We start from the raw sequence: 26,447 nt of genomic DNA, 5'->3' as shown, positions 1-26,447 counted from the left end.
ACGCCTACGCCGAGCGCTTCGGCTCGAGGGAGGCGACGCGAGGCCGCCGCCCGTCCGTGAGGAGCTCCACCGCGGCCCTGGCGTTGGCGCGGGCCGCCCCGTACGTGGCCAGATAGGCCGCGCTGCCCGGCCGCCAGATGGGCAGCCCCATCTCGATGACGATCGTGTCGGGCCGGGCGGCGACCAGGGTGGAGACGAGCGCCCGGCTGTCGGCGTACCGATGGGCGTCTTTGACCACCACCACCAGCGAGCGACCCCTGGCACGCTCCAGGAGCCGCTCGGCGACGGCCTCAGCCGGCGCGACCCGGACCACCTCGCCCTCGGGCAGCCACGGCGCGACGCCCCACGGGACGTCGCCGACCGCGATGGTCGGAGGTGTGTCGACCTCGACGACCAGCGGATCGGTCAGCGGCCCTGCCGACCCGTGGAGCCTGACCGCGCGCCTGGCGGCGTCCAGGCCGACGTCCGCCGGCTCGTCCTGCGTGCCCGCCCCCGACCCGAACCAGGCCCGCAGCCGGTCGGCCCGGGCCGCGGCCTCCTCCAGGCGCTCGGCCGGCAGCCGCCCGTCGCCGACGGCGGCCACGATCTCGGCGATGATCCCCAGGATCTCGTCGTACCCCGGCTTCGGCCCCAGGCAGAGCAGGTCGGTCCCGGCCGTGAGCGACTGGACGGCGCCCTTGGCGAGCCCGACGCCGTCGCTGATCGCCTGCATGTCCAGCGCGTCGCTGACCACCACGCCGTCGTAGCCGAGCTCGCCCCTGAGCAGCCCGGTGATCGCGGCGGGCGAGAGCGTGGCGGGCTGGTCGCCGGTCAGCACGGGCACCGCGACGTGCGCGGTCATGACGGAGCGCGCCCCTGCCTCGATGGCGGCCATGAACGGCACCAGCTCCCTGGCACGCAGCACGTCCAGGGTGACGTCCACGACCGGGACGGCCAGGTGCGAGTCGACCGTGGTGGCGCCGTGGCCGGGGAAGTGCTTGACGCAGGCGGCGACCCCGGCCGACTGCAGACCCTGGACCGCGGCCACCGTGTGCCTGGCGACCAGCGCGGCGTCGTCGCCGAACGCCCTGGTGCCGATCACCGGGTTGTCCTCGGCGGTGTTGACGTCGGCCGCGGGCGCCATGTCCAGGTTGACCCCGGCGGCGACCAGCTCGGCCCCGATGGCCCGGTAGACCCGGCGGGTGAGCTCGACGTCGTCCACGGCGCCGAGCGCGGCGTTGCCCGGGTAGGGGCTGCCGACGTGGTAGGCGAGCCTGGTGACGTCGCCGCCCTCCTCGTCCAGGGAGATGAACGGGTCGCCGGCCGCCCGCAAAGCCGCGGTGAGCCCCGTCACCTGCTCGGGCGTGGCGACGTTGAAACCGAACAACGTGACGCCGCCGAGACCGTGCTCCAGCTCGTTCAGGACCCAGCCGGGCGCGGTCGTGCCGTCGAAGGCGACGAGCAGTGTGCCGGCCGCGAGACGGCGCAGCCCCCGATCACTCTGACTCATGGCTCCTCATCAGGTTCAGGGCAGGGTCAGGGGTACGGCCCACGTGAAGGCCGCACCCGCCCTGCGAAATATGGAGAAATCAGCCTTTGACAGCCCCGGCCACCAGGCCGGAGACCATGCGGCGCTGCACCAGCAGGAAGAAGGCGATGACCGGCAGGGTCATCAGCGTGGAGGTCGCCATGATGGCGCCCCAGTCGGTGCCCCGCTGCCCGAAGAAGAACTGCAGGGCCACCGGCATGGTGTAACCCGTGGTGTCCTTCATCAGGACCAGCGCGAAGATCAGATCGTTCCACGCGGTGATGAACGAGAAGATGCTCGTCGCCACCAGACCCGGCGCCACCAACGGGAAGAGCACCTTCCAGAAGGTGGTGAACCGGCTCGCGCCGTCGATCCACGCCGCCTCCTCCAGCGACTTGGGGACCGCGGCGACGAACGTCCGCAGCATCCAGATGCCGAACGGCAACGTCAGACCGACCTGGATGACGATCAGCCCGAGCAGATTGTCGTAGAGCCCGAGGCGCCGGACGTTGAGGAACAACGGAATCAGGAGCGCCTCGGTCGGGATCATCTGCACGATGAGCAGGGTGATCAGGAAGCTCGTACGCCCCTTGAACCGGAAACGCGCCACCGCGGTAGCCGCGAGCAACGCGAACGCCGACCCGATGAGCACCGTGCCGAGCGCCACGATCGCGCTGTTGCGCATGTAGACCCAGATCGAGTTGCCCGCCACGCCGTCGGTGAGGACCGTGTTGACGTGCTCGAAGGTGAAGTGCGTGGGGAACGGGATGAAGTCGGTGGTGAAGATCTGGTCGTTGGCCTTGAACGAGGTCGAGACCATCCAGTAGACGGGGAAGACCGCGAAGAGGAAGACCAGGACCCCGGCCGTGTTCAATGCGATCTTGTTGAGCCGCTTGCGGGCCAGGGGGGTCATGTCAGGTCCTCCTGCTTGACCATCTGCCGGGTGTAGAAGGCGGTGACGATGAGCAGGATGATCGTCAGCACCACCGCGATCGCCGCGCCCGTGCCCATCTTGGGCGGCGCCTTGAAGGCCTCGGCGAAGGAGAAGAGCGACAGGTTGAACGCCTCGCGGTTGGTCGGCCCGTTCAGCAGCACGTAGAGCTGGCTGAGCACCTTGAAGTCCCAGATGATCGACAGGATCGTCAGGACGGCGAAGACCGGCCTCAGCAGCGGGAAGGTGATCTTCCTGAACGTGCGCCACGGGGTGGCGCCGTCCACCCTGGCCGCCTCGTACAACTCGGCGGGGATGCCGCGCAGGCCGGCCAGCACCGACACCGCGACGAACGGGAAGGACGCCCAGACCACCGTGAGGACCAGCACGATGTAGACGGACCACGCGTCGTTGAGCCACGGCTGGCCGGTCCAGTCGGCCCGGCCGAAGATCAAGGTGGACAACCCGTCAGGAAGCAGATTGAGCGCCCAGTTGATGATGCCGGCCTCGGCGTCGAAGAGCCAGCGCCAGATCGTGCCCTGGGCGACCGGTGGGACCGCCCACGCGGACATGATGCCGATGATCACGAAGGTGGACATCCGCTTGCTCAGCCGGTTGAGCAGCACGCCGACGGCGGTGCCCAGGATCAGGGTGAGGGCCACGGTGACGGCCGCGAAGACGACCGTGTTCCGCAGCGAGGACCAGAAGATGTCGTTGTCGAAGAGCTTGGTGTAGTTGTCCAGCCCCACCCACTCCGGCTCCGCGACGCCGCGGATCACCCGGAGGCTGATGCTCTGGAACGACATGATCACCATCTGGATCATCGGGTAGAGCAGCAGCCCCGCGATGACCACAATCCCAGGGACGAGCAGGACGTACGGGATGGACCACCCGGGCATCCCGCTGCCTCGAGCGGGCTTGCGTGAACTGTGGCGGCGCCGCCCAGGGGCGGAGGTGTTGCCTCCGCCCCTGGGCGCGAGCGTTGACGTGTTCGCCATGGTCACGACTGGTTGAGGATGTCTTCGAGTTCCTTGTTGGCCTTGGCGAGCGCCTCATCGGCCGTGGCCTTGCCCTCGATGACCGAGCGGGCCGCGTTCTGCAGGACCGCCTTGGTCTCGTTGGCCTCGGTCCACTGCGGGTCGGCGGGGAACGCCTTGGCCTTGGCGAAGGCGGCGGCGAACGGCGCCTGCGCCGGGTCCTTGGCCAGCTCGGCGAGCGTGTCCGGGTAGACCGGCAGCAGGCCGCCGTCCAGCGCGTAGCGGTCGGCCCACTTCTTGCTGGTGGCGAGCTTCACGAACTCGGTCGCGAGCTCCTTGTTCTTGGCGTCGTTCCACACGGTGATGTCGTTGCCGCCGAAGAACGCGGGAGTCTCGCCGCCGGCCTTGGAGGGGAGCGGGAAGAAGGCCATCTGCTCCTCCTTCACCTTGCCCTTGCTCTCCTCCTTGATGGTGGCGATGTCCCACGACGCGGTCAGGTACATGCCGACCTTGCCGTTGGAGAAGCGGGTGCGGATGTCCGTGGTGTTCTGCGTGAGGCGGGACTTGCTGGACGCGCCCGAGGACACGATGCCCGTATAGGTCTCGAAGCCGGTCTTGAAGGCGGGGTCGGTGAGCTTGCCGACCCACTTGTCGCCCTCCTTGACGGCGTACTCGCCGCCTTCGGACCAGGCCATCGCGCCGAGCAGGTGGTTGGCGTCGGAGCCGCCGTTGAAGGCGAAGCCGTCGACGTCCTTGCCCTTCTCTTCCTGGATCTTCTTGGCCGCCGCGAGGACCTCGTCCCAGGTCTTCGGGACCTCGATCTTGAGGTCTTCGAACCAGTCCTTGCGGTACATGACGGCGCGGGTGCCGGCGCCCCACGGCATGGCGTAGACCTCGCCGTCGATGGTCTCCAGGCCGAAGAGGTTCTTCGGGATCTGCGCGTGCTCGCCGCCGGCGGTGATCGAGGTGACGGGGGCCAGCGCGTCCTGGCTCTGCCAGAGCGGCACCTGGTCGTTGCCGATCTCCGTCACGTCGGGGCCCTCGCCGCCGGCCGCGGCAGCCGTGAACTTGTCGTTGACCTGCGGCCACGGGATCCACTGCACGGTGGCATCCGCACCGGTCTGGGCCTTGAACTCGGCGACGAGGTCGTCCATGTACTTCTGGGACGGCTCGTTGGGGTCGCCGAGGCGCCAGACGGTGATGCTCTGGCCCGCGTACTTGGGGCCAGAGGCGGAGGCGGAACCTGAGGCCTGCGGCTGGGGCGTGCTCGGCTCTCCGGAGCCACATGCGGCCAGGCCCAGGGCCAGGGCGGCCGTGGTGACCGTAGTGGCCGTGATCTTCGCGATCCTCACTAGCGTTCTCCCTTCCCGGCTAATCGCGTCGGGTCTGCGCTCATCGGGTGCTGAGCCTGTGGTCCGCACCTGGCTGATCGTCAGTGTCGAATTGGTGCTAAACTAACAAGAAACTTTCTTAAAAGAAACTGCCGTTAGCGTTTCGTTGCCAGAGGGGAGAGGTCCCGTGACACGAAATCCCGGTGTGCCACGGCTGCTGCGCCGCCTGAACGACCGGACGGCCCTGGAGCTCCTTCTCGCCGAGGGCCCGCTCACCCGCGCTGAGCTGGGCGAACGCACCGGGCTTTCCAAGGTGACCGCGGGACAGCTGCTCGCGAGGCTGGAAGAGCGAGGGCTGGTGGAGGTCGCCGGCGAGCGGGCCGGCGGGCGCGGACCCAACGCCGCCCTCTATGGCGTGGTCCCCTCCAGCGCGCACGTCGCCGGCCTCGAGGTGCTGCCCGACGCCATCACCGTCGGTGTGGCCGACATCACCGGCAGGACCGTGGTGGAGGTCGTGGTCAATCCGACCGACGGCGACCCGGTCGCCACCGTGCACCAGGCCGTACGGCGGGCCTGCGAGGCGGCCAGGATCACCCTGCCGCAGTTGCGCTCATTCGTCATCGGCACCCGCGGCGTGGTCGATCCGGGCACCGGCGACGTGCGCTTCTCCTACGACCTGCCGTCCTGGCACGTCGGCGTGCTGGCCAGCCTGCGCGGGGCCCTCGGCGCCTCGGTGACCATTGAAAACGACGTCAACCTCGTCGCCCTCGCCGAGCACCACTACGGCGCCGCCGTCGGCGTCGACGACTTCGTGGTCCTCTGGGCAGGCGTCGGCCAGGGCCTGGGCGTCATGCTCGGTGGCCGCCTGCACCGCGGCAACACCGGCGGCGCGGGGGAGATCGGCTGGCTGCCCGTGCCCGGCGAGCCGCTGCCCGCCGATGTCACCCAGCCGCAGTCGGGCTCCTACCAGCGGCTGGTGGGCCAGGCGGCGATGGACGGGCTGGCCAGGGGCCACGGCATGAGCGTGCGGCCGAGCGCCGACCTGGTCCGCGCCGCCGTCGCCGACGGCCGCTCCGGCTTTCTCGACGCCGTCGCGGATCGGCTGGCCGTCGGCGTCGCGGCCGTCAGCGTCGTGCTGGACCCCGGGCTCATCGTGCTCGCCGGCGACGTCGGGCGGGCCGGAGGTCCTGAGCTGGCCGCCAGGGTCGAGGAGGCGGTGGCGAAGGTCTGCCCGACGCGGCCCAGCGTGGTCACCACGGGAGTCGCCGGAAACCCCGTGCTGCGCGGCGCCCTGGTCGCGGCCTTGGAGCAGGCCCGAGAGCAGGTTTTCTCCGACACTGTGTGAGAATTTCTGCCCATGTGGCACCCCGCACACGGCATCGTCCTGATCTCCGACCCCCGCGTGACCGCCATCCCCGTCCACGACAACGGGGAGCCGCTGGTCGAAGTGCGGGGACGGTTGAGACTCGACGACCGGATGGCCGACGAGGAGGGCGCGTACGGCCGCCTGCGTGCCGGCCTGCTCGACCGGCTCGAGCGGGCGGAGAAGGAGCTGCCCGCCGGATACCACCTCCTGATCGTGGAAGGCCACCGCTCCATCGCGAACCAGCGCCAGACCTTCGACGACTACCGGGCCGAGCTCGCCCATCGCTTTCCCAGCATGACGGCCGACGAGCTGCATGCGGCGGCCAGCCGCTACGTCTCGCCGGTCGAGGTGGCCCCGCACACCGCGGGAGCGGCCGTGGACCTCACGCTCTGCGACGCCGACGGCAGCGAATACGACCTGGGCACCGCAATCAACGACACTCCCGAGCAGAGTGCGGGCGCCTGTTACACCGCCGCCGCCGGGATCCCGGGGGACGCGCGCAGGCACCGCAAGATCCTCGCGACCGCCCTGGAATCGGCGGGCCTGGTCAACTACCCCACGGAATGGTGGCACTGGTCCTACGGCGACCGTTACTGGGCGCTGATGACGGGCTCTCCCCACGCCCTCTACGGCCCGGCCCACTGACCCTCGCGCCCGCAAGCCGGGCTAGCGCAGGGCAAGCGCCACGGCCACCCCCAGTCCGAACGCGACGACCACGCCCCGGAGGACCTTGGCGGACATGAGCCTGGCCACCCGCGTGCCCAGCAGCCCGCCCGCCAGGCTGGCCGGCGCGATCACCGCCACCGCCTGCCACTGCACGGCCCCGAACAGCGAGAACGCCACCACCGACACGGTGCTGATCACCAGCGCGAGCACTGCGCGCACGGCGTTCACCCGGTGCAGGCCTTCGTGCAGGAACATCCCGAGCACGGTCAGCAGCAGCACGCCCATGCCGCCGTTGAAATACGCGCCGTAGCAGCCGCCCAGGAACACCCCGGCGTACACGAGCTTGCTCGGCCGCCCGTCACCGCCGAATCGCCGGCGCAGCCACGGCTGCGCCAGCAGCGCCAGGCTGGCGAACGCCACCAGCCACGGGACGATCGACTCGAACAGCCTGCCCGGTGTCAGCAGCAGCAACGCGCTGCCCACCCCCGCGCCCAGCACGGCCGTGGCACTCAGCATCGCGGCCCCGCGGCGTTGCCCGCGTAGCTCGGCCCGGTAGCCGAGCACGCCGCCCAGGTATCCCGGCCACAACGCCACCGCGTTCGTCACGGACGCGGTCAGACTCGGATAGCCGAACGCCACGAGAGCGGGGAAGGAGATGAGGGTGCCGCCGCCGGCCAGGGCGTTCACCGCCCCGGCCAGCAGACCGGCCACCATCAGGAAGAGCAGATCCGTCATCGGCCGACAGCGTAGCCCTGAGCGCCGCGGGGGTTGGCGGCGGCTTTGAGGAAGGCGCCGTCGCGGGCCACCGCGCTGAGCCTGCCCAGCGTCCACGAGCCCTGGAGCTCGACCTCGTGCCCGCGCCGCCGCAGCTCCGCCACCACGTCAGGGTCCAGGCGGTCCTCGGCGTGCAGGACTCCGGGGCGGGAGCCGCGCGGGAAGAACGAGCTGGGGAAGTGCTCGGAGTGGAACATCGGCGCGTCGATGGCCTCCTGCAGGTTCAGGCGGCCGTGGACGACGGCCAGGAAGAAGTTCACGCTCCACTGGTCCTGCTGGTCGCCGCCCGGCGTGCCGAACGCCAGCCACGGCCGCCCGTCCCTGAGCGCGAACGACGGCGACAGCGTGGTGCGCGGCCGCGTCCCGGGCCGCAGCGACGCCGGCAGCCCCTCCTGCAGCCAGAACATCTGGGCCCGCGTCCCCAGGCAGAATCCCAGCTCGGGGATGGTGGGCGAGCTCTGCAGCCAGCCGCCGCTGGGAGTGGCGGACACCATGTTGCCCCAGCGGTCCACGACGTCCACATGGCAGGTGTCACCCCGGACGGTCCCGTCGCGGGCCACCGTTGGTTCGCCGACGCCTTGTCCGACGTGCCCGAGTCCGGCACCTTGTCCGACGTGCCCGGCACCCTGCGGCGAACGCGCCCCGGAGATGCCGGGTGCGCTGCCGGCCGTGCCGGGCGCGGGGAACGCCGGCAGCTTGGGCGCGCGTCCGCCAGGAGCGCCCGGCCGGAGCTCGAAGCTGGCCTCCGCCCCGACCAGCGGCCGCCGCCCGGCGTTGTACGCGGGGCTCAGCAGGTCATACATGGTGCCGGACTCGGGCACGCCGGCGTCGCCGTACCAGGCCTCGCGATCGGCGAAGGCCAGCTTGGCGACCTCGGTCACCGTGTGCACGTAGTCGGCGCTGAGATAGCCCATCGCGTCCAGGTCGAACCCGTCGAGCAACGCCAGCTGCTGCAGGAACACCGGCCCCTGCCCCCAAGGCCCGGTCTTGCACACGGTGTGCCCGCGGTAGTCCAGGGTCAGCGGCTCCTCGACCGATGCCGACCAGCGCGCCAGGTCGTCGACGGTGAGCAGCCCGCCGTGCACCTCGCCGGAGCTGTCCCGCCAGGCCGTCTTGGCGCTGAACTCGGCGATCGCCTCCGCGACGAACCCCTCGTACCACGCCCTGCGGGCGGCCTCGATCTGCCCCTCGCGGCTGCTCGACGCGGCCTGCGCCGCGGCGACCAGCTTCCGGTAGGTGGCGGCCAGCACCGGGTTGGCCAGCTTCGACCCGGCCGCCGGCACCTGCCCGCCGGGCAGCCAGGTCGCCGCCGACGTCGGCCAGTCATCGTTGAACAGTCCTTCGACCGACTCGATGGTGGCGGCGATGCGTTCCAGGACAGGAATGCCGTTCTCGGCGTAGTGGATCGCGGGGGCGAGCACGTCGGCCAGCCGCCAGGTGCCCCAGCGCTCCAGCATCAGCATCCATCCGCCGAAGGCCCCCGGCACGGTGGCAGCCAGCAGCCCTGTGCCGGGCACGATGTCCAGGCCCAGCTCCGTGAAGCGCTCGATGGTGGCCGCGGCGGGCGCCACGCCCTGCCCGCACACCACGGACACCTTCTGCTCGGCCTCACTCCACAGCAGGATCGGCACCTCGCCGCCGGGGCCGTTCAGGTGCGGCTCGGCGATCTGCAGCACGAAGCCGGCGGCCACCGCCGCGTCGAAGGCGTTCCCGCCGCGTTCCAGCACGCTCATGCCGGTGGCCGAGGCCAGCCAGTGGGTGCCGGCGACCATGCCGAAGTCGCCCGACAGCTCAGGCCTGGTGGTGAACAAGCTTTCTCCCTTTATCGACTTGCTGTAACAAGGTGGCACGCGGCCGGATGGCCGGTGCCGCTCAACAGGGGTTCGTCGGTCCGGCAGACGTCGTACGCCAGCGGGCACCGCGTATGGAAGCGGCACCCCGACGGCGGATCGACCGGACTCGGCACATCACCGCTGAGCACGATCCTGCGCCGCTCCCGCTGCCTGACCGGATCCGGCACCGGCGCCGCCGACAGCAGAGCCTGCGTGTACGGATGCCGCGGCTCGGCGAAGATCTCGGCCGTCGGCCCCGACTCCACGATCTTGCCCAGGTACATGACGGCCACCCGGTCGGCCAGGAACTCCACCACGGACAAATCATGCGTGATGAACAGGCATGAAAAGCCCATATCCCGCTGCAGATCGGTGATCAGGTTGAGCACCGACGCCTGCACCGACACATCCAGCGCTGACACCGGCTCGTCGGCCACCACCAGCTTGGGCTCCAGGATCAACGCCCTGGCCAGCCCCACCCGCTGCCGCTGCCCGCCGGACAGCTCGTGCGGGAACCTCGCGCGCATCTCCGCCCGCAGCCCCACCTTCTCCAGCATGGCCGACACGCGCCTGGAGGTCTCCCGCCGGTCGGCCGCGTGGTGCCTGAGCAGCGGCTCGCCGACGATGCGCTCGATGGTGAAGCGTGGGTTGAGCGAGGAGTAGGGGTCCTGGAAGACCATGTGGACGTCCCTGCGCAGCGGGCGCATGGCCCGGCGCGACAGGTGGGTGACGTCGCGCCCGTCCAGCTCGATCCGGCCGGACGTGGGCTGGGTCAGCCGCAACACGCACTTGCCGACGGTGGACTTGCCGCTGCCGGACTCGCCGACCAGGCCGAGCACCTCACCCTGTCCGATCTCCAGCGACAGTCCGTCCACCGCGCGTACCGGGCCGTAGTGTTTGACCAGGTTGTCGATCCGCAGAATCACTGCTCGCCTCCGGGGTGGAAACAGGCCGCCAGATGGCCGGGCGCGTGCTGGTCGAGCGAGGGCCGCTCCATCCGGCAGTCGGCCTGCGCACGCGGGCAGCGGGCCTGGAACGCGCACTCGTCCGGGTCGGACAGCGGTGACGGCACCATGCCGGGGATCTCGGCCAGCCGCCCGTTGACGGCGGCGGACGGCAGGGCCTTCATCAGACCCAGCGTGTACGGGTGCCGCGGGTTGGCGAACAACTCGGTCACCGCGGCCTGCTCGACCGCGCGGCCGGCGTACATGACCACGGCCCGGTCGGCGATGTCGGCCACCACGCCCAGATCGTGCGTGATGAGGATGATCGCCGTACCGAGCCGGTCACGCAGGTCGCGGAACACGTCCAGCACCCCCGCCTGGATCGTCACGTCGAGCGCCGTCGTGGGCTCGTCGGCGATCAGAACCCGGGGCGAGCAGGCCACCGCGATCGCGATCATCACGCGCTGCCGCATACCGCCGGACAGCTGGTGCGGGTATTCCCTCATCCTGCGCTGTGGCGCCGGAATGCCGACCAGCTCCAGCAGCTCGACGGCCCGGCCGCGGGCCGCCTGGCGGGAGAGCCGCTCGTGCCTGCGCAGCACCTCGATGATCTGGTATCCGACGGTGAACGACGGGTTGAGCGAGGTCATCGGCTCCTGGAAGACGACCGACACCTCCTTGCCGCGGACGCGCCGCATCTCGGCCTCGGGCAGCGTCGTGAGCTCGCGTCCGCCCAGCTTCACCGACCCGGACAACCTGGTCGTGTCCGGTGGCAGGAGCCGGGGGACCGACATCGCGGTGACCGACTTGCCGCAGCCGGACTCGCCGCACAAGGCCAGGATCTCGCCCTCTTCCAGCGTCAGTGAGATGTCTCTGACGGCCTGCACCAGGCCGTCCTCGGTGTCGAAGCCGACGGACAGGTCGGCGATCTCCAAGAGGCTCATCGGAAGCTCCTCGGGTCCAGGACGTCACGCAGGCCGTCGCCGAGCAGGTTGAAGCCCAGCGTGGCCAGGGCGATCATCAAGCCGGGCCAGATGGCCAGCCACGGCGCGTCGCCCAGGTACTGCTGGGCGGTGGTCAGCATCACGCCCCACGACGGTGTCGGCGGCTGCACGCCCAGCCCCAGGAACGACAGCGTGGACTCGCCGATGATGGCCGCCGGGATGGCCACCGTGGCCTGCACGATGAGCGGGTTGGCGCAGTTCGGGAGCACGTACCGGAAGATCAGGTAGGCGTCGCTCGCGCCGTCGGCGATGGCCGCCGCCACATAGTCCATCTCCCTGACCGCCAGCACCTCGCCGCGCGTGATCCGGATGACGGCCGGCAGCTGGGCAAAGCCCAGCGCCAGCACCACGCCCCTCAGCGACGGCCCGATGATCGCTGCCAGCCCCACCGCGAAGACCAGGAACGGGAACGCCAGCGTCACGTCCACCAGCCGCATCACGACGGGGTCCAGCCAGCGCCGGTAGAATCCGGCGACCAGCCCGATCGGGATGCCGACGGCCATCGCCAGCAGCGTGGACAGCACGCCGGCCTGGAGCGACACCTGGGCGCCGTGCGCGATCCTGGCGAAGGCGTCCCTGCCGAGGTCGTCGGTGCCCATCGGGTGCGCGGCCGACGGCGGCGCCAGCGTGGCCAGGTAGTCCTGCGCGGCCGGGTCGCCGGTCACCAGCGGCCCGCCCAGCGCCAGCAGGAGGAACGCGGTCACCAGCGCCAGCCCGGCCATCGGCATCGGCCGCCGGCGGAAGCGCCGCCACAACCGGTCAATCATGGCGCACCCCCGACAGCCTGATCCGCGGGTTGAGCGCCGCGTACGCGAGGTCGACCAGCAGGTTGACCAGGACGTACCCGAAGACGGTGATCAGCACGACAGCCTGGATGACCGGGTAGTTCCTGGTCAGCACCGCGTCCACGGTCAGCTTGCCGAAGCCGGGGATCACGAAGATCTGCTCGGTCACGACCGCGCCGCTGATGAGCGCGCCGAGTTGCAGGCCGAGCACGGTCACCACCGTCGTCAGGCTGTTGCGCAGCGCGTGCGCGCCCACGACCTTCACCTCGGACAGGCCCTTCGACCTGGCGGTCCTGACGTAGTCGGCCGACAGCGCGCCCAGCATGGCCGAGCGGGTCTGCCGCATCAGGATCGCCGCGAACCCGGTGCCGAGCACGAGGGCGGGCAGGATCATGCGCTGGAGGTTCGCGGCCGGGTCCTCCGTGAAGGGGACATACCCGGACGCGGGCAGCACCCGCCAGGTGACCGCGAACAACAGGATGCCGAGCAGGCCGAGCCAGAAGTGCGGCACCGACAGCCCGGCCAGGCCGAACCCGGTGGCCACGTAGTCGGCGAACCTGCCGCGCCGGACGGCGGCCACGATGCCGGCGCCCACGCCGACGACGATCGCGACCAGGATGGCCAGCGCCGACAACTCCAAGGTCACGGGCAGCCGCTCGGCGATGATGTCGATCACCGGCAGCTGGTCCTGCGTCGAGCGGCCGAAGTTGCCGGTGAGGGTCTGGGCGACGTAGTCCACGTATTGGGCGGGCAGCGGCTTGTCCAGGCCGAACTCCTTGCGGATGGCCTCGACCACGGCGGGTGAGGCCTCCTCGCCCGCCATGACCGTAGCCGGGTCGCCCGGTAGCGCCCTGACCCCGAGGAAGATCAGGATGCTGGCCAGGAACAACACGATCACCGCCGACCCGCAGCGCCGCAGAATGAACCAGAGCATTACGCGGCGAATCCGGCGGTGACGAAGCGCGGCAGGCCATCCTTGAAGTACTGGACGCCCGCGACGGTCTTGCTCATGCCCAGGTAGTACTTGCTGTGGTACAGGTACAGGACGCCTCTGATCTCGGCGGCCTTCTTCATGGCGGAGGCGTACAGCGCGGCGCGCTCGGCGGTGTCGGACTCGGCGGCGGCCTGCTTGATCGGGTCGTCGATGCCCGCGTCGGACATGCCGCTGTAGTTGTTGCTGCCGCGGCTGGTGATGAGGTTCGTCAGGTTGCCGTCCGGGTCCACGCGGCCCGACCAGCCGTTCAGCAGGACGTCGAACTTGCCGGACTTGCCCTGCTCGAGCGTGCTCACGAACTCGGCGGTCTGCACGCTCACGTTGAAGCCCGCCTCCTTGGTCATCTGCTGGATGACCTGCGCCAGCCGTACGTTGGTCGCGTCGTTGGGGCTGGTGAGCGTGACCGGGATCGGCGTCGGCACGCCGCTGGCCTGCACGAGCTGCTTGGCCTTGGCCAGGTCGCGCTTGGGGCAGGTCAGATCCTGGGCCCGGAACCGGCTGTCCAGCGGCACGGGGAAGCAGTCGGGTTCGTGCAGGCCGTTGTAGACGGTCTTGTTGATCAGGTCCCGGTCCAGCGCCAGCTCGAAGGCCTCACGGAGCTGCGGGCTCTTGGCCAGGGCCGTGTTCACCGTGCCGGGCTTCTCGGTGGAGCCGTCGGCGTTGCCGGTGTTGATCGTGATGCCGTAGTAGCCGAGGCCGCCGCCCGACACGACCGTGAGGTTCGGATCGGTCTGCACCCCCTTGACCGTGGTCGTGGCGAGCTGGTCGCCCACGTGCACGTCGCCGGACTTGAGGTTCGCGGCCCGGACGTTCGGGTCCACGATGATCTTGTATACGATCTTGTCGAGCTTTACCTTGGCCGCGTCGTAGTAGTCGGCGGCCTTCTCCAGCACGATCTGGCTGCCCGACGTGCGGCCGGCGAATTTGAACGGCCCCACGCACACCGGGCTCGCGCCGAAGTTGTCGCCCGCCGCGTCCAGGGCCTTCGGCGACATGATCATGCCGGCGCGGTCCGCGAGCTGGGCGGTCAGCGGCGTGAACGCCTGCGTCAGCGTGAGCGTCACCGTGGTGGGATCGACCACGGTGACCTTCGACACCGCGGCCAGGTCGGCCTGCCGTGCGGACTTCTCCCAGGTGCGATGCCGGTCCAGCGACTTCTTGACCGCCTCGGCGTCGAACGCCGTGCCGTCGTTGAACGTCACGCCCTCACGCAGCTTGATCGTCACCTCCTTGCCGTCGCCGGACACCTCGGGCAGGGCGGCGGCCAGCTGGGGGACCAGGGTGGCCTGCGCGTCGATGTCGTAGAGCTTCTCGCACATGTTCGCGAACACCTCGCGGCCCACCAGCGTGGTCGAGATGCTCGGGTCGAGCGCGTCGGGGTCGGCGTTGAGCGCCACGTTGAGCGTGCCGCCGGCCTTGACCGGCCGGTTGTCGGCCGTGGCGGCGGCGATGGAGGGAGGGGCGGCGGGCGTGCTGCTTGAGCCGGCTCCTCCGCCGCAGGCCGTCAGGCCGAGGGGGAGGACGGCGAGTGCCGCGACGAGCCTGGGTCTCATATGGGCCTCCGTGGGAACGGTTTAGGAGACTGTATACAAGACCTTACATTTCACTGGTGTTCAGATTACGGCTGGGTGTTAACTCGGTATTTCGGTCTCGCTCGATGCGTGGCCCGCTGCCGCCAAGAACGACCGCCGTGCCGCCGCCACATGCGCGACAGCTCTGGCCTGCGCCTCGTCCTCGTCGCCCGCCGCGATGGCCTCGCACAGCCCCAGGTGCTCCGACCAGGAGTGCGGCCCGCGTGTGGAAGCCGTCTGACTGAAGACCCACTGCGCCCGCTGCAGCATCGGCTTCATCACCAGGCTGAGGTAGGAATTGCCCGTCGCCTCGCCCACCGCCAGGTGGAAGGCGGTGTTGAGGTCGGCCACCTCCTCCAGCCGGCCCGCCTCCACGGCCTCCTTGGCCTGCTCGAGCATCCGGCGCAGCCGCTCCGCGGTGGCCGGGGTGCGCTTGCGTGCCGCCAGCCGCGCCGCCAGCCCTTCGATCGCCATGCGTACGTCGAACAGCTCCTCGGCCTCCGCGGCGGACAGGCGGGCCACCGTGGCGCCCAGGCGGGGTACGACCTCGACGAAACCCTCGGTGGCCAGCACCCGGATGGACTCCCGCACGGGGTTGCGCGACACGCCGAGCTGGGCGGCCAGCCGGTCCTCCACCAGCCGCGCGCCTTGGGGGAGCTCGCCGGAGAGTATGCGCCGCCGCAGCTCCCCGGTGACCTCGTCGCGCAAGCTCCGATGGGCCGCGCCCAGCGTCACATCAGCCATCTCGCGACTCATCGTATACAGCGCCGTCACTTCGTCCGCTCGGGACGCCAGTCGTCCTCCGTCGCCTCCCTGCTGACCTCCCACATACGGTTGAACTCCGCCTTGAAGTGCTCGTACCAGAAGTGGTCGCGACGTGGGGTGAGCGTGAAGACCGGGTCCCGGCCCGCCACGCTGTGCGTGCCGAGCTCGACGTGGATGACGCCGTCGTCCTCACCGGCATCCAGCAGCACCAGCCCGAACGCGGGCACGAACGGCAGGAACCGCACCTCGACCCCTTCCAGATCGCGCAGCAGGTAGATCGTGGACTTGACCCGGTGCTCGAACACGTCGGATCGGTCGGGACTCGTGCTCCTCCTGGCCGCCTCCTCCGGGACCGCGCCCTTCGGATCGATCAGCAGGACCTGGACCGACGCCCCGCGGGCCAGGCCCTTACGCAGCTGCTCGACGTGCGCACGGATCGTGCGGCTCAGCGTCACCCCGGCGAAGCGGATGTCGGCGGCGCGGGCGACCCGCTCGTCGAGCCCCTGCCGCACGGTGGTCAGGAAGGCGTCACCGGCCAGCTTCGCTTCCACCAGGCGGTTGAGGTCGGCGACCCGCGCTTCGAGGTCGGCGACCTGGTGGCGGGGGCCGAGCGCGTTCACCGCGACCAGGGCCAGCGTGGCCAGGATCGCGGCGCTCACGACCTGCGGGTTGACGACGCTGAAAACGCCGAGCACGCCGACGACCAGCGCGATGAGCGCCGTCAGGTAGATCTCGAGGTTCTTGCCGGTGCTGACGTCCGCGCGTAAGCGCTTCAGGGGACCCATGCACTCAGTTTCCCGCGTTGGCGTGGCGCACGATCCACAGACCGGTGCCGGACATGGCCCGGCGCTAGGAGAGCCGGTCGAACACGGACTCCACCGCGGCCGGCAGCCGTGCCGGATCGTCGCCGGCGAGCGCTCTCCCCGCGTAGTAGGCCGCCAATCCCATCTCCGCCGCGATGGCGGCGATCTCCGGGCTCGCGCCCTGGCCGGCGAGCAGGTCACGCAGGAGCTCGGCGTACCGGCGCTGTTTGGTGAGGCTGCGGGCGAGCAACTCGGGATGACTGGCGACCAGGCGCTCGTGCCGGGTGTAGCCGGCGGGCTCGGCGGTGATCCGGCGCACGTAGGAGGCGACGATGCGGCGCGCCACGGCCAGCGCGGCAGGCAGTGCGTCCCCGATCGGCCGGTCCGCGGTGATCTCCGTAGCCTCTGCCAGCACCGCTTCGAGATCGCCCCCGTCGGCGAAGACGACCTCCTGCTTGTCGCCGAAGTAGCGGAAGAAGGTGGCCCGCCCCACCTCGGCGCGCTCGGCGATGTCGGCGACCGTGACTTTGTCGAAGCCGCGCTCCTCGAACAGCACGTGGGCCGCCTCGATGATCGCCTCACGGGACCGTTGCTGCTTGCGCTCCCTGAGCGAGCCCTGCTCCATACCTCTCAGTCTATTGAGCGCAGCGCGGTCGATACTGCGTATCATAAGAGACTAAGTCTCAATAAGAAGATCGGAGCGTCATGAGAATTCGGCCCACAATGGTCACCGCCGCACTCGCCCTCGCCATGACCGGCACCGCAGCGCCCGCCCTCGCGCGGGACAACGGGGGCACCGAACGCCGGACCGAGGCGTTCCTCTCGGCACTCGAGCGCGAGGACCTCGCAACGGTGTCGGCGCTGCTGGATCCCGATGCCACGCTGACGCTGCCGCTGTCCTTCTCCGGCCGCCGGGAGGACGCTGCCCGTTTCACGGGTAAGGAGCAGGTGCTCGGATACGTCAAGAACGCGTTCGCGCTCTTCGGCCGCATCGACTTCGTCAACGTCAAGACGACCGTGTCCGCGGCGGGGAACACGTCGTTCGTCCAGGCGGACGGCGGCTTCACGACCGCGGACGGGCGCCCGTACCGGAATGTGTACGTCTACGCCTTCGAGTGGCGGGCCGGGCGCATGGTCAAGGGCGCCGAATACGCCAACCCCGTGACCTTCTGCACGACCTTCCCCACCACCCCGGGCTGCTGACCGCTCGCTCACGCTGGCCTGCCCGCTCACGCCGGCCACGTAGGCCCGCCGACCACGTAGGCCTTCGTCGTGGCGGCGGCCCGGTCGGCATCGGGCAGGTCAGGCGCGCAGGCGCAGGCCGCGGGGCGTCGGGTGGAAGCCGGCCGCCTCCAGCGCCGCCGCCAGCGGCGACTCGATGATGGAGGCGCCGTCGGCCCGCTCGACCGTCAGCTTCCCGAGCGCCCCGTCACGCACGGCGAGGGCCAGCGCGTCCACGGCGGGCTGCAGCCGGTCGCCGTCGGCGAACGACAGCAGCGTCTTGCCGCCCCGTTCGACGTAGAGCACCAGGTGGCCGTCGACCAGCACGACCAGCGACCCGGCCTTCCGGCCAGGCTTGTGGCCGACGTCGCCGGGATGCTGCGGCCAGGGGAGCGCGGCGCCGTACGGGCTGGCCGGGTCGGCGGCGGCCAGCACCACGGCCCGCGCCCCTCCGGCCGACCCGCCAAATCCTCCACCGCTCGCACCCTGTCCGAACCCGTCGCCGCCCGTCGGGGCAATGCCGGGTGCCATCGCGCGCATCCGGTCCACCGCCCCGGGCAGGGCGAACTGGGCGCCCCCGAGACCCTCCACGAAGTAACCCCGGCGGCACCGGCCGCTCTCCTCGTACGCCCGCAAGACCTGATAAATGGGCGTAAATCCCCCCGGCAGCCGTTCCGACGTCACCGCACCCCGGGTCACCACCCCGTGCCGTTCGAGCAGGACCTCGGCCTGGGCCTGGGCCCGCTGGGTGGCGTCGGCGGCCGGTGCGGGCAGCAGCCACCACCGCCCGGCCACGGTCGGCGGCCCGCTCCTGGTTGGCAGCACCGCCCGGCGCCGCCGCGTCGTGGCCGGCCGGTGCGCGGGACGCCCGGTGCCGAGCGTGGCCCGCAGCGGCGCCAGCGTGTCCCCGGACACCCGCCCCGACCACACCAGGTCCCACAGCGCGGACACCAGCGTCTGGTCGTCCAGCGACCCGAGCTGGTCGGAGATGCCGCGGAAGAACAGCGCTCCGCCGCCACCCAACAGCTCGAGCACCCGTTCGTGCACCGGCGTCGTCGTGATCTCGGCAGACTCCGGCAGCAGCAGCGGCGCCGTGTCGGCGAAGTAGAGCGACACCCACCCGTCACCGCCCGGCAGCGTCCCCTGCCCGACCCACATGACCTCGCCCGACGAGGTCAGCTCGTCGAGCAGCGCCGGATGGTAGCCCGGCACCCGCGACGGCAACACGAGCGTCTCCAGCGCGGACGCGGGCACAGCGGCTCCCTGAAGCTGCTCGATGGAGCGGACCAGCGAGTCCATGGCTCGCGCCGCCCCCGCTCCGCCCCGCGTCCCGAAGCCACCGGCCCCGCCCTGCCCAGCCGAGCCGCCCGGTCCTGCCCAGCCAGGGCCCGAGGATGCCGGACCGCCCGTGCCGGTGATGCCGTGCCAGACAGGCAGGAACAGGGCAAGCGTCTCGGGGGCGACCGGCTCGACCTCCTTCCGCAGCCGGGCCAGCGACCGGCGCCGCAACATCCGAAGCACCCCGGCGTCGCACCACTCCTCACCCCGCCCGCCGGGCCGGAACTCCCCGCTGACGACCCGCCCGGACGCAGCCAGCCGCCGCAGGGCATCGGTCACCACGGCCACGCCGAGCCCGAAACGGGCCGCGGCCGTGCCGGCGTGGAAGGGGCCGCGGGTGCGGGCGTGCCGCGCCACCAGGTCGGCCAGCGGATCGGCCACCGGCTCCAGGAACGCGTGCGGCACCCCCACGGGCAGTGGTACGCCCAGCGCGTCACGCATCCGCGCCGCGTCCTCGATCGCCGCCCACTGCTCCTCGCCCGCGATCCGCACCTTGATGGCCCGTCGCGCGCGTACGAGCTCCTCCAGCCAGGCCGGGTCGCCGCCGCGTACGCTCACGTCGGGAGCCAGCAATGGTCCGTGCGAGCGCAGCAGGTCCGCGAGGTCCTCCACGTCGCGCAGCGGCCGGTCGAGCCTGGCCAGCTCCCGCTCGCTGTCGGAGATCACGTCGGGGTCGAGCAACTCGCGCAGGTCGGCCTGGCCGAGCAGCTCGGCCAGCAGCGTGGTGTCCAGCGCCAGGGCCTGCGCCCGGCGCTCGGCCAGCGGCGCGTCGCCCTCGTACATGAACGCGCCCACGTAGTGGAACAGCAGCGACGCCGCGAACGGCGAGGCCTGCGAGGTCTCCACCTCCACCAGCCGCACCTTGCGCGCCGCGATGTCCCGCATGAGCCGCACCAGCCCCGGCACGTCGAAGACGTCCTGCAGGCACTCGCGCATCGTCTCCAGCACGATCGGGAACGACGCGTACTGTGAGGCCACACCCAGCAGGTGGGCCGCCCGCTGCCGCTGCTGCCACAGCGGGCTGCGCCGGCCGGGCACGCGGCGTGGCAGCAGCAGCGCCCGCCCCGCGCACTCCCTGAACCGGGAGGCGAACATGGCCGACCCGCCCAGCTCCTCGGTGACGATCTGCTCGATCTCCTCGGCGTCGAACGCGGCCACGTCGGTGGGCGGCTCGGCCAGCGTGTCCGGGATGCGCAGCACGATGCCGTCGTCGGAGTGCACGGCCTGCACGTCGACCCCGTAACGCTCGCGCAGCCGCCGGTTGATCGCCAGCGCCCACGGGGCGTGCACCCGCGCGCCGTAGGGGGAGTGGATCACCACCCGCCAGTCACCGAGCTCGTCGTGGAACCGCTCGACCAGCAACGTGCGGTCGTCGGGCACGTAGCCGGTGGCCTCCCGCTGCTCCCGCAGATAGGCCAGCAGGTTGCCCGCCGCGTATTCGTCCAGACCGGCCGCCCGCATCCGCTCCGTCGAATCGTCCTTGGCCTGCTCGCGCAGAAACTGCCCGATCGCCTGCCCCAGCTCGGCCGGCCGTCCCGGGGCGTCGCCGTGCCAGAACGGCAGCTTGCCCGGCTGACCGGGCGCGGGCGAGACGAGCACCCGGTCGGCGGTGATGTCCTCGATCCGCCACGACGTGGCGCCCAGCACGAACACGTCGCCCACGCGCGACTCGTAGACCATCTCCTCGTCCAGCTCGCCCACTCTGGAGGCCCGCTCGCCCACCAGGAACACGCCGAACAGGCCCCGGTCGGGGATCGTGCCGCCGTTCGTCACCGCCAGACGCTGGGCGCCGGGACGCCCCTGGAGCGTGCCGGTGACTCGGTCCCACACGACGCGCGGGCGCAGCTCGGCGAACTCCTCGCTCGGGTAGCGCCCGGCCAGCATGTCGAGCGTGGCCTCCAGCGCGGTGCGCGGCAGCGTGGCGTAGGGGGCGGCCCGCTTGACCACCGACTCCAGCTCGTCGACCGTCCACTCCTCCAGCGCGGTCATCGCCACGATCTGCTGGGCCAGCACGTCGAGCGGATTACGCGGATAGCGCAGCTCCTCGATCTGGCCGCTCTTCATCCGCTCGGCCACCACGGCGGTCTGTACGAGATCGCCGCGGTATTTCGGGAAGATCACGCCTTTGGAGACCGCGCCCACCTGGTGACCGGCCCGGCCGATGCGCTGCAGGCCGCTGGCCACGCTCGGCGGCGCCTCCACACACGCGACCAGGTCCACCGCGCCCATGTCGATGCCCAGCTCCAGGCTGGAAGTGGCGACCACGGCGGGCAGCCGGCCCGACTTGAGCGCCTCCTCGATCTGCGCCCGCTCCTCCTTGGAGACCGAGCCATGGTGCGCCCGCACGATCTCCGTCACCACGCCCTTGCTGCCCCCGGCCTGCGCCATCATCTCGGCGGGTGTGCGCTTGGGCGGCTCCCAGCGCGAACCGGCAGGCGCCCCCTGCCCCGGCTCCCGGCCCGGACCTGCAGGTGCTCCCTGGCCCGGGCCCCGGCTCGAACCTGCAGGTGCTCCCTGGCCCGGCTCCCAGCCCGGACCCGCAGGCGCTCCCTCGTCGGGCGCCGTCTCCCAGATCGACAGGTCGACGGCGTCGGCGCCGCCGCGCTCCCGCTCGTAGGCCAGCTCGTTGAGCCTGGTGCACAGCCGCTCGGCCAGCCGCCGCGAGTTGGCGAACACGATCGTGGAGCTGTGCTCTCCGATCAGGTCGAACAGCCGCTCTTCGACATGAGGCCAGATCGACCTGTTGGCGGGCTCGGGAGTCTCCAGGGCGAAGTCGTCGCCCTCCGCGCGCGGTCGGCCTTCCATTTCGGTCATGTCCTCGACCGGGACCACGACCTCGACCTCGATCCGCTTGTCCGCCGGCGGCTGCACCACCGTGGCCGGCCGGGTCCCGCCGAGGAACGCCGCCACCTCACTCACCGGCCGCACGGTCGCCGACAGCCCGATCCGCTGCGCGGGCCGCTCGAGCAGCGCGTCCAGCCGCTCCAGACTGAGCGCGAGATGCGCGCCGCGCTTGGTGGCCGCGACCGCGTGCACCTCGTCCACGATCACCGTCTCGACCTCGCGCAGCGCCTCCCGCGCCTGGCTGGTGAGCAGCAGGAACAGCGACTCCGGCGTCGTGATCAGGATGTCGGACGGTTTGGCCGCGAACCTCCTGCGGTCCTCGGCGGGGGTGTCGCCGGAGCGGATCGCCACCGAGATCTCCGGCACGGGCAGCCCGAGCCGCCGCGCCGTCTGCTTGAGCCCGGCCAACGGCGCGCGCAGGTTGCGCTCTACGTCGACGGCCAGCGCCTTGAGCGGCGACACGTAGAGCACCCGCGTCCCCTTGCGCCCGGCCGGCCCTTTGAGCGGCTCTTGGAGCGGCTCTTTGGGCGGCGTTGCCGCCAGCCGGTCGAGCGACCACAGGAACGCCGCCAGCGTCTTGCCCGACCCGGTGGGCGCGACGACCAGGGTGTTGTCGCCACGCGAGATCGACTCCCACGCCCCCTCCTGGGCGGCCGTGGGCGCTTGGAAGGCTCCAGCGAACCATTGCCTGGTCATCTGGCTGAACTGGGCTAGCGAGCTCACCAGGACATACTGCCTCGCGCGACCGACAGAAATCGCATTGGCGCGGCAGCGTGCGATTGAGGCGGGGTTCTGGCGGACATACAGCGACCGTGACCATTGATTACGCGGCCATCGAAGCCCGCCGAGCGGAAATCAGGCAGCGCTATGTCTTACCGCGCCGACCATCGAGCAGCGCGCGCGGGCTGCACCACATCGCCCTGCTGTCGTCCAATGTGGAGCGCACCATCCAGTTCTACCAGGACCTCCTGGAGTTCCCGCTCACGGAGATCATCGAGAACCGCGACTACAAAGGCTCGAACCACTTCTTCTTCGACATCGGCAACGGCAACCTGCTCGCGTTCTTCGACTTCCCCGGGCTCGACCTGGGCCCCTACCAGGAGGTGCTCGGCGGGCTGCACCACATCGCGATCTCGGTCGATCCCGCCACGTGGGAGCGGTTGCGCGGGAAGCTGGAGATGGCCGGCGTGCCGCACCAGATAGAGAGCGGCGCCTCCATTTACTTCAAGGACCCCGATGGCGCCCGGCTGGAGCTGCTCGCCGACCATCTCGGTGAGATGTACGGCGCGCGGGTGTTGTGAGCTTGTGAGCTAACGCCGCGACGCCCTGCGCGTACGCGGCCTGCCCGCACGGGGCTCCTGCCTGATACCGGCATGCCTCTCTGATCGCTCGGCTTTCTCCTTCTCTACGGCGAGGCGCAGCGTGAGCAGTAATCGGCGGCGCCTGCTCCGGTTGGCCTTCGTCTTGGCGGACTTCGGGGGTGAAGACTTGGCGGTCTTTGGCATGCGGTTGTCTTACCCACCCTCCGCGCGATTCCATACTTGGTTCCATGCGGTTGACGGAGTTCTGGAGACGGATGAAGGCTCATTTCGGTGAGACGTACGCCGAGTCGTGGGCCCGCGACTACGTGATCGCCCCGCTCGGCGGACGCACGGTCATGCAGGCGCTGAACGACGGGGAGAGCGCCAAGACCGTCTGGCGGGCCGTCTGTCAGGTGGAGGACGTCTCACCCAAGCTGCGCTGAGCCCAGGGTCTCCCGCAGCGCACCGGCCGTATGCTCCAGATCGTCCGCGCGACCGCGGCCTCCACGCGACCACAGAAACTGCCATCCGTGGGCCGTCGGGGTGGCGAAGATGATCGTCTGCCGGCCCGTGTGCGGATGCCACACCCACAACACCGGATCGTCACCGCCCACCAGGCGGCTCACCAGTCCCTGGTTGGGCAGCAACTCGGCGAGTGCCTCGAGATGAGCGCGCCGTTCCCCGGTGTAGCCGCTCGCCACGTCGCCGCCTCCTACCCTCGCCCCTGCACTGAGTCTCCCCAGCTCACCCCGCATGACAACACGCGGGCGCCAACCGTCGTGAATGTCATCGGGACGCCCCGGGGCACGGCCCGCCCGGAGCTGTTCCAGGTCGCCCCCGCGCCTCCTCGCCGCCCCGCGGACGGCCGGTTTGACGGCGGCCCGTGTTCCCGCGTGTTCCTGATGTGATCGAACAGTCGTTCGGCTACGATGGGACCACGCCGAGCCACGTCTTCCCCGGCAGTCGCAGAAAAATGTCGGTGGCAGGCCGTAGCTTTTCACTCGACTGATCGGACCACGACCCTCCAGGGGGAGCTCCCATGGCTATCAACGACCGCGAGAAGGCCCTCGAGACCGCACTCGCTCAGATCGAGCGGCAGTTCGGCAAGGGCTCAGTGATGCGCCTGGGCGACGACGCCCGAGCTCCCATCGAGGTGATCCCCACAGGGTCGATCTCTCTTGACGTGGCACTCGGCATCGGCGGCCTGCCACGCGGCCGCATCGTCGAGATCTACGGCCCCGAGTCCTCCGGTAAGACCACGGTCGCCCTGCACGCGGTGGCCAACGCCCAGCGGGCCGGCGGCATCGCGGCGTTCATCGACGCCGAGCACGCCCTCGACCCCGAATACGCCAAGAAGCTGGGAGTCGACACCGACGCCCTGCTGGTCTCCCAGCCCGACACGGGCGAGCAGGCGCTCGAGATCGCCGACATGCTGATCAGGTCCGGCGCCGTGGACATCATCGTCATCGACTCGGTGGCCGCGCTCGTGCCCAAGGCCGAGATCGAGGGCGAGATGGGCGACAGCCACGTCGGCCTCCAGGCCCGCCTCATGTCCCAGGCTCTGCGCAAGGTCGCCGGCGCCCTCAGCACCACCGGCACCACCGCCATCTTCATCAACCAGCTCCGCGAGAAGATCGGCGTCATGTTCGGGTCACCTGAGACCACAACGGGCGGAAAGGCTCTAAAGTTCTACGCTTCGGTGAGAATGGACATTCGCCGCATCGAGACGCTCAAGGACGGCACGGAGGCGGTCGGCAACCGCACCAGGGTCAAGGTCGTGAAGAACAAGATGGCGCCGCCTTTCCGCGTCGCCGACTTCGACATCCTCTACGGCGTGGGCATCTCCCGTGAGGGCGGCCTCATCGACATGGGCGTGGAGCACGGCTTCGTCCGCAAGTCCGGGGCGTGGTACACGTACGAGGGCGACCAGCTCGGTCAGGGCAAGGAAAATGCCCGCAACTTCCTGAAGAACCACCCTGACATGGCCAACGAGATCGAAAAGAAGATCAAGGACAAGCTGGGCGTGGGCCCCCGCCTGGACACCCCCGCCGAGCCCGCCGTTGCTCCGGTCCCGGCCGCGGCGCCTTCGGGCCGCGGCTCGAAGTCCACTCCCAAGCCGGGCGACGTCTGATCGTCCGCCCATGAGTGAAACGAACTGGCCACAGGCGCCCCGGCCCCGGGGTGCCTGGCCCGACCAGTCGCGCGCCTGGGGTGCTTATGGGTAGCTCGCCGAACGACGCATGGTCGCGCGGACGAGATCTGGCTCGTTCGGCGTCGGATGGCTGGCCGTCGATAGAAGAATGGCGCGAGCACCGCAACCGTCTCCAGCCCTCGGAGACGTCACCTGATGGCTCTGATCCAGGACCCGACGAAGATCAGGCCATTACTACCGGATCCCCACCCTCGGGGGCGAACGCGCCGTCCCGGGAGGACGCACAGGTCCCCGATGCCAGAGACGCTAGGAGCATGGCCGCAGACGGCTCTTATGCCCACACCCCAGCTGGACAGGCGGGCCCGTCCAAAGCAGACGCTGGCGATGAGGCGTCCCGCGATGAGGCGTCCCGCTGGGAAGAACCCGGAGGTGGGAAGCATGGGGACGGCGGGTGGCACTCCGAAGTGCTGGCTGGCAGCAGTTGGTTCGCACAGCAGCCGGCGGACGGCGGCACCCAACGAGCGCGTAAAGGCCGCGAATCCGACGCCCGCTTCGATGGCGGATCCGACGGTGGCTTCGGTGGCCGATCCAAGAGACGAGGGCGGAGGAGCCGCTCCGGCGGGCGGGAGGTTGAGGGCGGACGGGATCGTGGCAGCATGCCTGAGGGACCCGACGCTGATAGCCCTGCCGGACCCGATGCCGACTCGGAGTCGGTGGCCCGGGCCATCTGTCTCCGTCTCCTCACGATGGCTCCCAAGACGCGAGCCCAGCTCGCCGAGGCCCTGCGCAAACGGGATGTCCCGGCGGAGGCGGCCGAAGCGGTGCTCAGCCGGTTCTCCGAGCTGGGCCTGATCAACGACGAGGCGTTCGCGGAAGCGTGGGTCGATTCCCGCCATCATGGCCGCGGCCTGGCCCGACGTGCGCTGGCGGCTGAGTTGCGGCACCGGGGCGTGGACAACGACACGGTGAAGGAAGCCGTGGAGCGCCTGGATCCCGACCAGGAGGCGGAGACGGCTCGTCGGCTGGTGGACCGCAAGCTCGCCGCCACCCGATCCCTGGACCCGCAGACGCGCACCCGCCGTCTCGCGGGCATGCTCGCCCGCAAGGGCTACTCCTCCGGCGTGGCCTACCGCGTCATCCGGGAAGCCCTGGAGGAGGAAGGCATCGATCTCGAAGCTGACTTCCCCTGACCTCTGGCGCTCCGCTCTCTCCCTCCCAGGGCAAAGATCGGGAGTTTGCGTTTCGTTCACCTTTTTCGGCTCTTTCGCAGGGATTGGGACCCCCGGTGTGGCTGTGTCGGACCAGGTCACCCACCATCGCCGTGGTCCCCGGAATGCCTGG

Annotated in this window: 23 protein-coding genes; 7 read left to right on the top strand and 16 right to left on the bottom strand. The window is 70.5% G+C overall.

Features of this window, described 5'->3' with window-relative positions; all coding sequences use genetic code 11:
- Positions 1-4: 4 nt before the first annotated feature.
- The 4 genes from Q9G87_RS48350 to Q9G87_RS48335 all read right to left on the bottom strand — a co-directional run bounded on the left by Q9G87_RS48350 (position 5) and on the right by Q9G87_RS48335 (position 4,767).
- Positions 5-1,489: a glycoside hydrolase family 3 protein gene (locus Q9G87_RS48350; protein ID WP_305923421.1), complete on the bottom strand. Its 1,485-nt coding sequence runs from the start codon at positions 1,487-1,489 to the stop codon at positions 5-7.
- A 79-nt stretch (positions 1,490-1,568) separates the two neighbouring features.
- On the bottom strand, positions 1,569-2,420 hold the full coding sequence (locus Q9G87_RS48345) for a carbohydrate ABC transporter permease (RefSeq protein WP_305923420.1): 852 nt from the start codon (positions 2,418-2,420) through the stop codon (positions 1,569-1,571).
- Positions 2,417-3,337 (bottom strand): carbohydrate ABC transporter permease, encoded by a 921-nt coding sequence (locus tag Q9G87_RS48340; RefSeq protein ID WP_305923419.1) that lies wholly within the window; start codon positions 3,335-3,337, stop codon positions 2,417-2,419. The genes Q9G87_RS48345 and Q9G87_RS48340 overlap by 4 nt, the downstream gene beginning before the upstream one ends.
- Before the next feature lie 101 nt (positions 3,338-3,438).
- Entirely contained in the window at positions 3,439-4,767 is a 1,329-nt protein-coding gene (locus tag Q9G87_RS48335) for an extracellular solute-binding protein (RefSeq protein WP_305923418.1), read from the bottom strand.
- Positions 4,768-4,933: 166 nt separating this feature from the next.
- On the opposite strand from Q9G87_RS48335, the gene Q9G87_RS48330 reads away from it, so the two are divergent.
- Positions 4,934-6,091 carry an ROK family transcriptional regulator gene (locus Q9G87_RS48330; RefSeq protein WP_305923417.1) on the top strand — a complete coding sequence of 386 codons (1,158 nt, stop codon included), beginning with the start codon at positions 4,934-4,936 and terminating at the stop codon, positions 6,089-6,091.
- Positions 6,092-6,103: 12 nt separating this feature from the next.
- Positions 6,104-6,757, top strand: a complete 654-nt coding sequence (locus Q9G87_RS48325; protein ID WP_305923416.1) for a M15 family metallopeptidase — start codon at positions 6,104-6,106, stop codon at positions 6,755-6,757.
- Positions 6,758-6,778: 21 nt separating this feature from the next.
- Here Q9G87_RS48325 and Q9G87_RS48320 read toward each other — a convergent pair whose 3' ends face one another.
- The 10 genes from Q9G87_RS48320 to Q9G87_RS48275 all read right to left on the bottom strand — a co-directional run bounded on the left by Q9G87_RS48320 (position 6,779) and on the right by Q9G87_RS48275 (position 16,875).
- Positions 6,779-7,513 carry a sulfite exporter TauE/SafE family protein gene (locus Q9G87_RS48320; protein WP_305923415.1) on the bottom strand — a complete coding sequence of 245 codons (735 nt, stop codon included), beginning with the start codon at positions 7,511-7,513 and terminating at the stop codon, positions 6,779-6,781.
- Positions 7,510-9,324, bottom strand: coding sequence for a gamma-glutamyltransferase family protein (locus Q9G87_RS48315; RefSeq protein WP_305923450.1), 1,815 nt, complete (start codon positions 9,322-9,324; stop codon positions 7,510-7,512). Before Q9G87_RS48315 ends, Q9G87_RS48320 begins: the two co-directional genes overlap by 4 nt.
- Positions 9,325-9,374: 50 nt before the next feature.
- Complete coding sequence (locus Q9G87_RS48310) at positions 9,375-10,310, bottom strand: ABC transporter ATP-binding protein (protein WP_305923414.1); 936 nt, start codon at positions 10,308-10,310, stop codon at positions 9,375-9,377.
- Positions 10,307-11,272, bottom strand: a complete 966-nt coding sequence (locus Q9G87_RS48305) for an ABC transporter ATP-binding protein (protein ID WP_305923413.1) — start codon at positions 11,270-11,272, stop codon at positions 10,307-10,309. The genes Q9G87_RS48310 and Q9G87_RS48305 overlap by 4 nt, the downstream gene beginning before the upstream one ends.
- Complete coding sequence (locus Q9G87_RS48300; protein ID WP_305923412.1) at positions 11,269-12,099, bottom strand: ABC transporter permease; 831 nt, start codon at positions 12,097-12,099, stop codon at positions 11,269-11,271. Before Q9G87_RS48300 ends, Q9G87_RS48305 begins: the two co-directional genes overlap by 4 nt.
- Positions 12,092-13,051, bottom strand: coding sequence for an ABC transporter permease (locus Q9G87_RS48295; protein WP_305923411.1), 960 nt, complete (start codon positions 13,049-13,051; stop codon positions 12,092-12,094). Before Q9G87_RS48295 ends, Q9G87_RS48300 begins: the two co-directional genes overlap by 8 nt.
- Positions 13,051-14,664 (bottom strand): ABC transporter substrate-binding protein, encoded by a 1,614-nt coding sequence (locus Q9G87_RS48290; RefSeq protein ID WP_305923410.1) that lies wholly within the window; start codon positions 14,662-14,664, stop codon positions 13,051-13,053. Before Q9G87_RS48290 ends, Q9G87_RS48295 begins: the two co-directional genes overlap by 1 nt.
- Before the next feature lie 78 nt (positions 14,665-14,742).
- On the bottom strand, positions 14,743-15,426 hold the full coding sequence (locus tag Q9G87_RS48285; protein ID WP_305923409.1) for a GntR family transcriptional regulator: 684 nt from the start codon (positions 15,424-15,426) through the stop codon (positions 14,743-14,745).
- Between the two features lie 26 nt (positions 15,427-15,452).
- Positions 15,453-16,232 carry a hypothetical protein gene (locus Q9G87_RS48280; RefSeq protein WP_305923408.1) on the bottom strand — a complete coding sequence of 260 codons (780 nt, stop codon included), beginning with the start codon at positions 16,230-16,232 and terminating at the stop codon, positions 15,453-15,455.
- 64 nt (positions 16,233-16,296) lie between these two features.
- A complete protein-coding gene (locus tag Q9G87_RS48275) occupies positions 16,297-16,875 on the bottom strand; it encodes a TetR/AcrR family transcriptional regulator (protein ID WP_305923407.1) in 579 nt (192 codons plus the stop codon).
- Between the two features lie 80 nt (positions 16,876-16,955).
- Here Q9G87_RS48275 and Q9G87_RS48270 point away from each other — a divergent pair, with 80 nt between their 5' ends.
- Positions 16,956-17,453, top strand: a complete 498-nt coding sequence (locus tag Q9G87_RS48270) for a nuclear transport factor 2 family protein (RefSeq protein ID WP_305923406.1) — start codon at positions 16,956-16,958, stop codon at positions 17,451-17,453.
- Positions 17,454-17,552: 99 nt separating this feature from the next.
- Here Q9G87_RS48270 and Q9G87_RS48265 read toward each other — a convergent pair whose 3' ends face one another.
- A complete protein-coding gene (locus Q9G87_RS48265) occupies positions 17,553-22,349 on the bottom strand; it encodes an Lhr family helicase (RefSeq protein ID WP_305923449.1) in 4,797 nt (1,598 codons plus the stop codon).
- Between the two features lie 116 nt (positions 22,350-22,465).
- On the opposite strand from Q9G87_RS48265, the gene Q9G87_RS48260 reads away from it, so the two are divergent.
- Together Q9G87_RS48260 and Q9G87_RS48255 are read left to right on the top strand one after the other, a co-directional pair.
- Positions 22,466-22,954 carry a VOC family protein gene (locus tag Q9G87_RS48260; protein WP_305923405.1) on the top strand — a complete coding sequence of 163 codons (489 nt, stop codon included), beginning with the start codon at positions 22,466-22,468 and terminating at the stop codon, positions 22,952-22,954.
- A gap of 248 nt (positions 22,955-23,202) precedes the next feature.
- Positions 23,203-23,397: a DUF3046 domain-containing protein gene (locus Q9G87_RS48255; protein ID WP_305923404.1), complete on the top strand. Its 195-nt coding sequence runs from the start codon at positions 23,203-23,205 to the stop codon at positions 23,395-23,397.
- Here Q9G87_RS48255 and Q9G87_RS48250 read toward each other — a convergent pair.
- Positions 23,380-23,655 carry a hypothetical protein gene (locus Q9G87_RS48250; protein WP_305923403.1) on the bottom strand — a complete coding sequence of 92 codons (276 nt, stop codon included), beginning with the start codon at positions 23,653-23,655 and terminating at the stop codon, positions 23,380-23,382. The two genes, Q9G87_RS48255 and Q9G87_RS48250, sit on opposite strands and share 18 nt — an antisense overlap.
- Positions 23,656-23,993: 338 nt before the next feature.
- Between Q9G87_RS48250 and recA the strand changes: the two genes are divergently transcribed.
- Together recA and recX are read left to right on the top strand one after the other, a co-directional pair.
- Positions 23,994-25,085, top strand: coding sequence for a recombinase RecA (gene recA / locus Q9G87_RS48245; RefSeq protein ID WP_305923402.1), 1,092 nt, complete (start codon positions 23,994-23,996; stop codon positions 25,083-25,085).
- 677 nt (positions 25,086-25,762) lie between these two features.
- Positions 25,763-26,296: a recombination regulator RecX gene (recX, locus tag Q9G87_RS48240; RefSeq protein ID WP_371825934.1), complete on the top strand. Its 534-nt coding sequence runs from the start codon at positions 25,763-25,765 to the stop codon at positions 26,294-26,296.
- Positions 26,297-26,447 lie beyond the last annotated feature (151 nt).

The organism is Nonomuraea turcica, from assembly GCF_030718205.1.
In the GTDB taxonomy this organism is placed as follows: Bacteria; Actinomycetota; Actinomycetes; order Streptosporangiales; family Streptosporangiaceae; genus Nonomuraea.
This window is presented reverse-complemented; position numbering and strand designations above follow the sequence as displayed.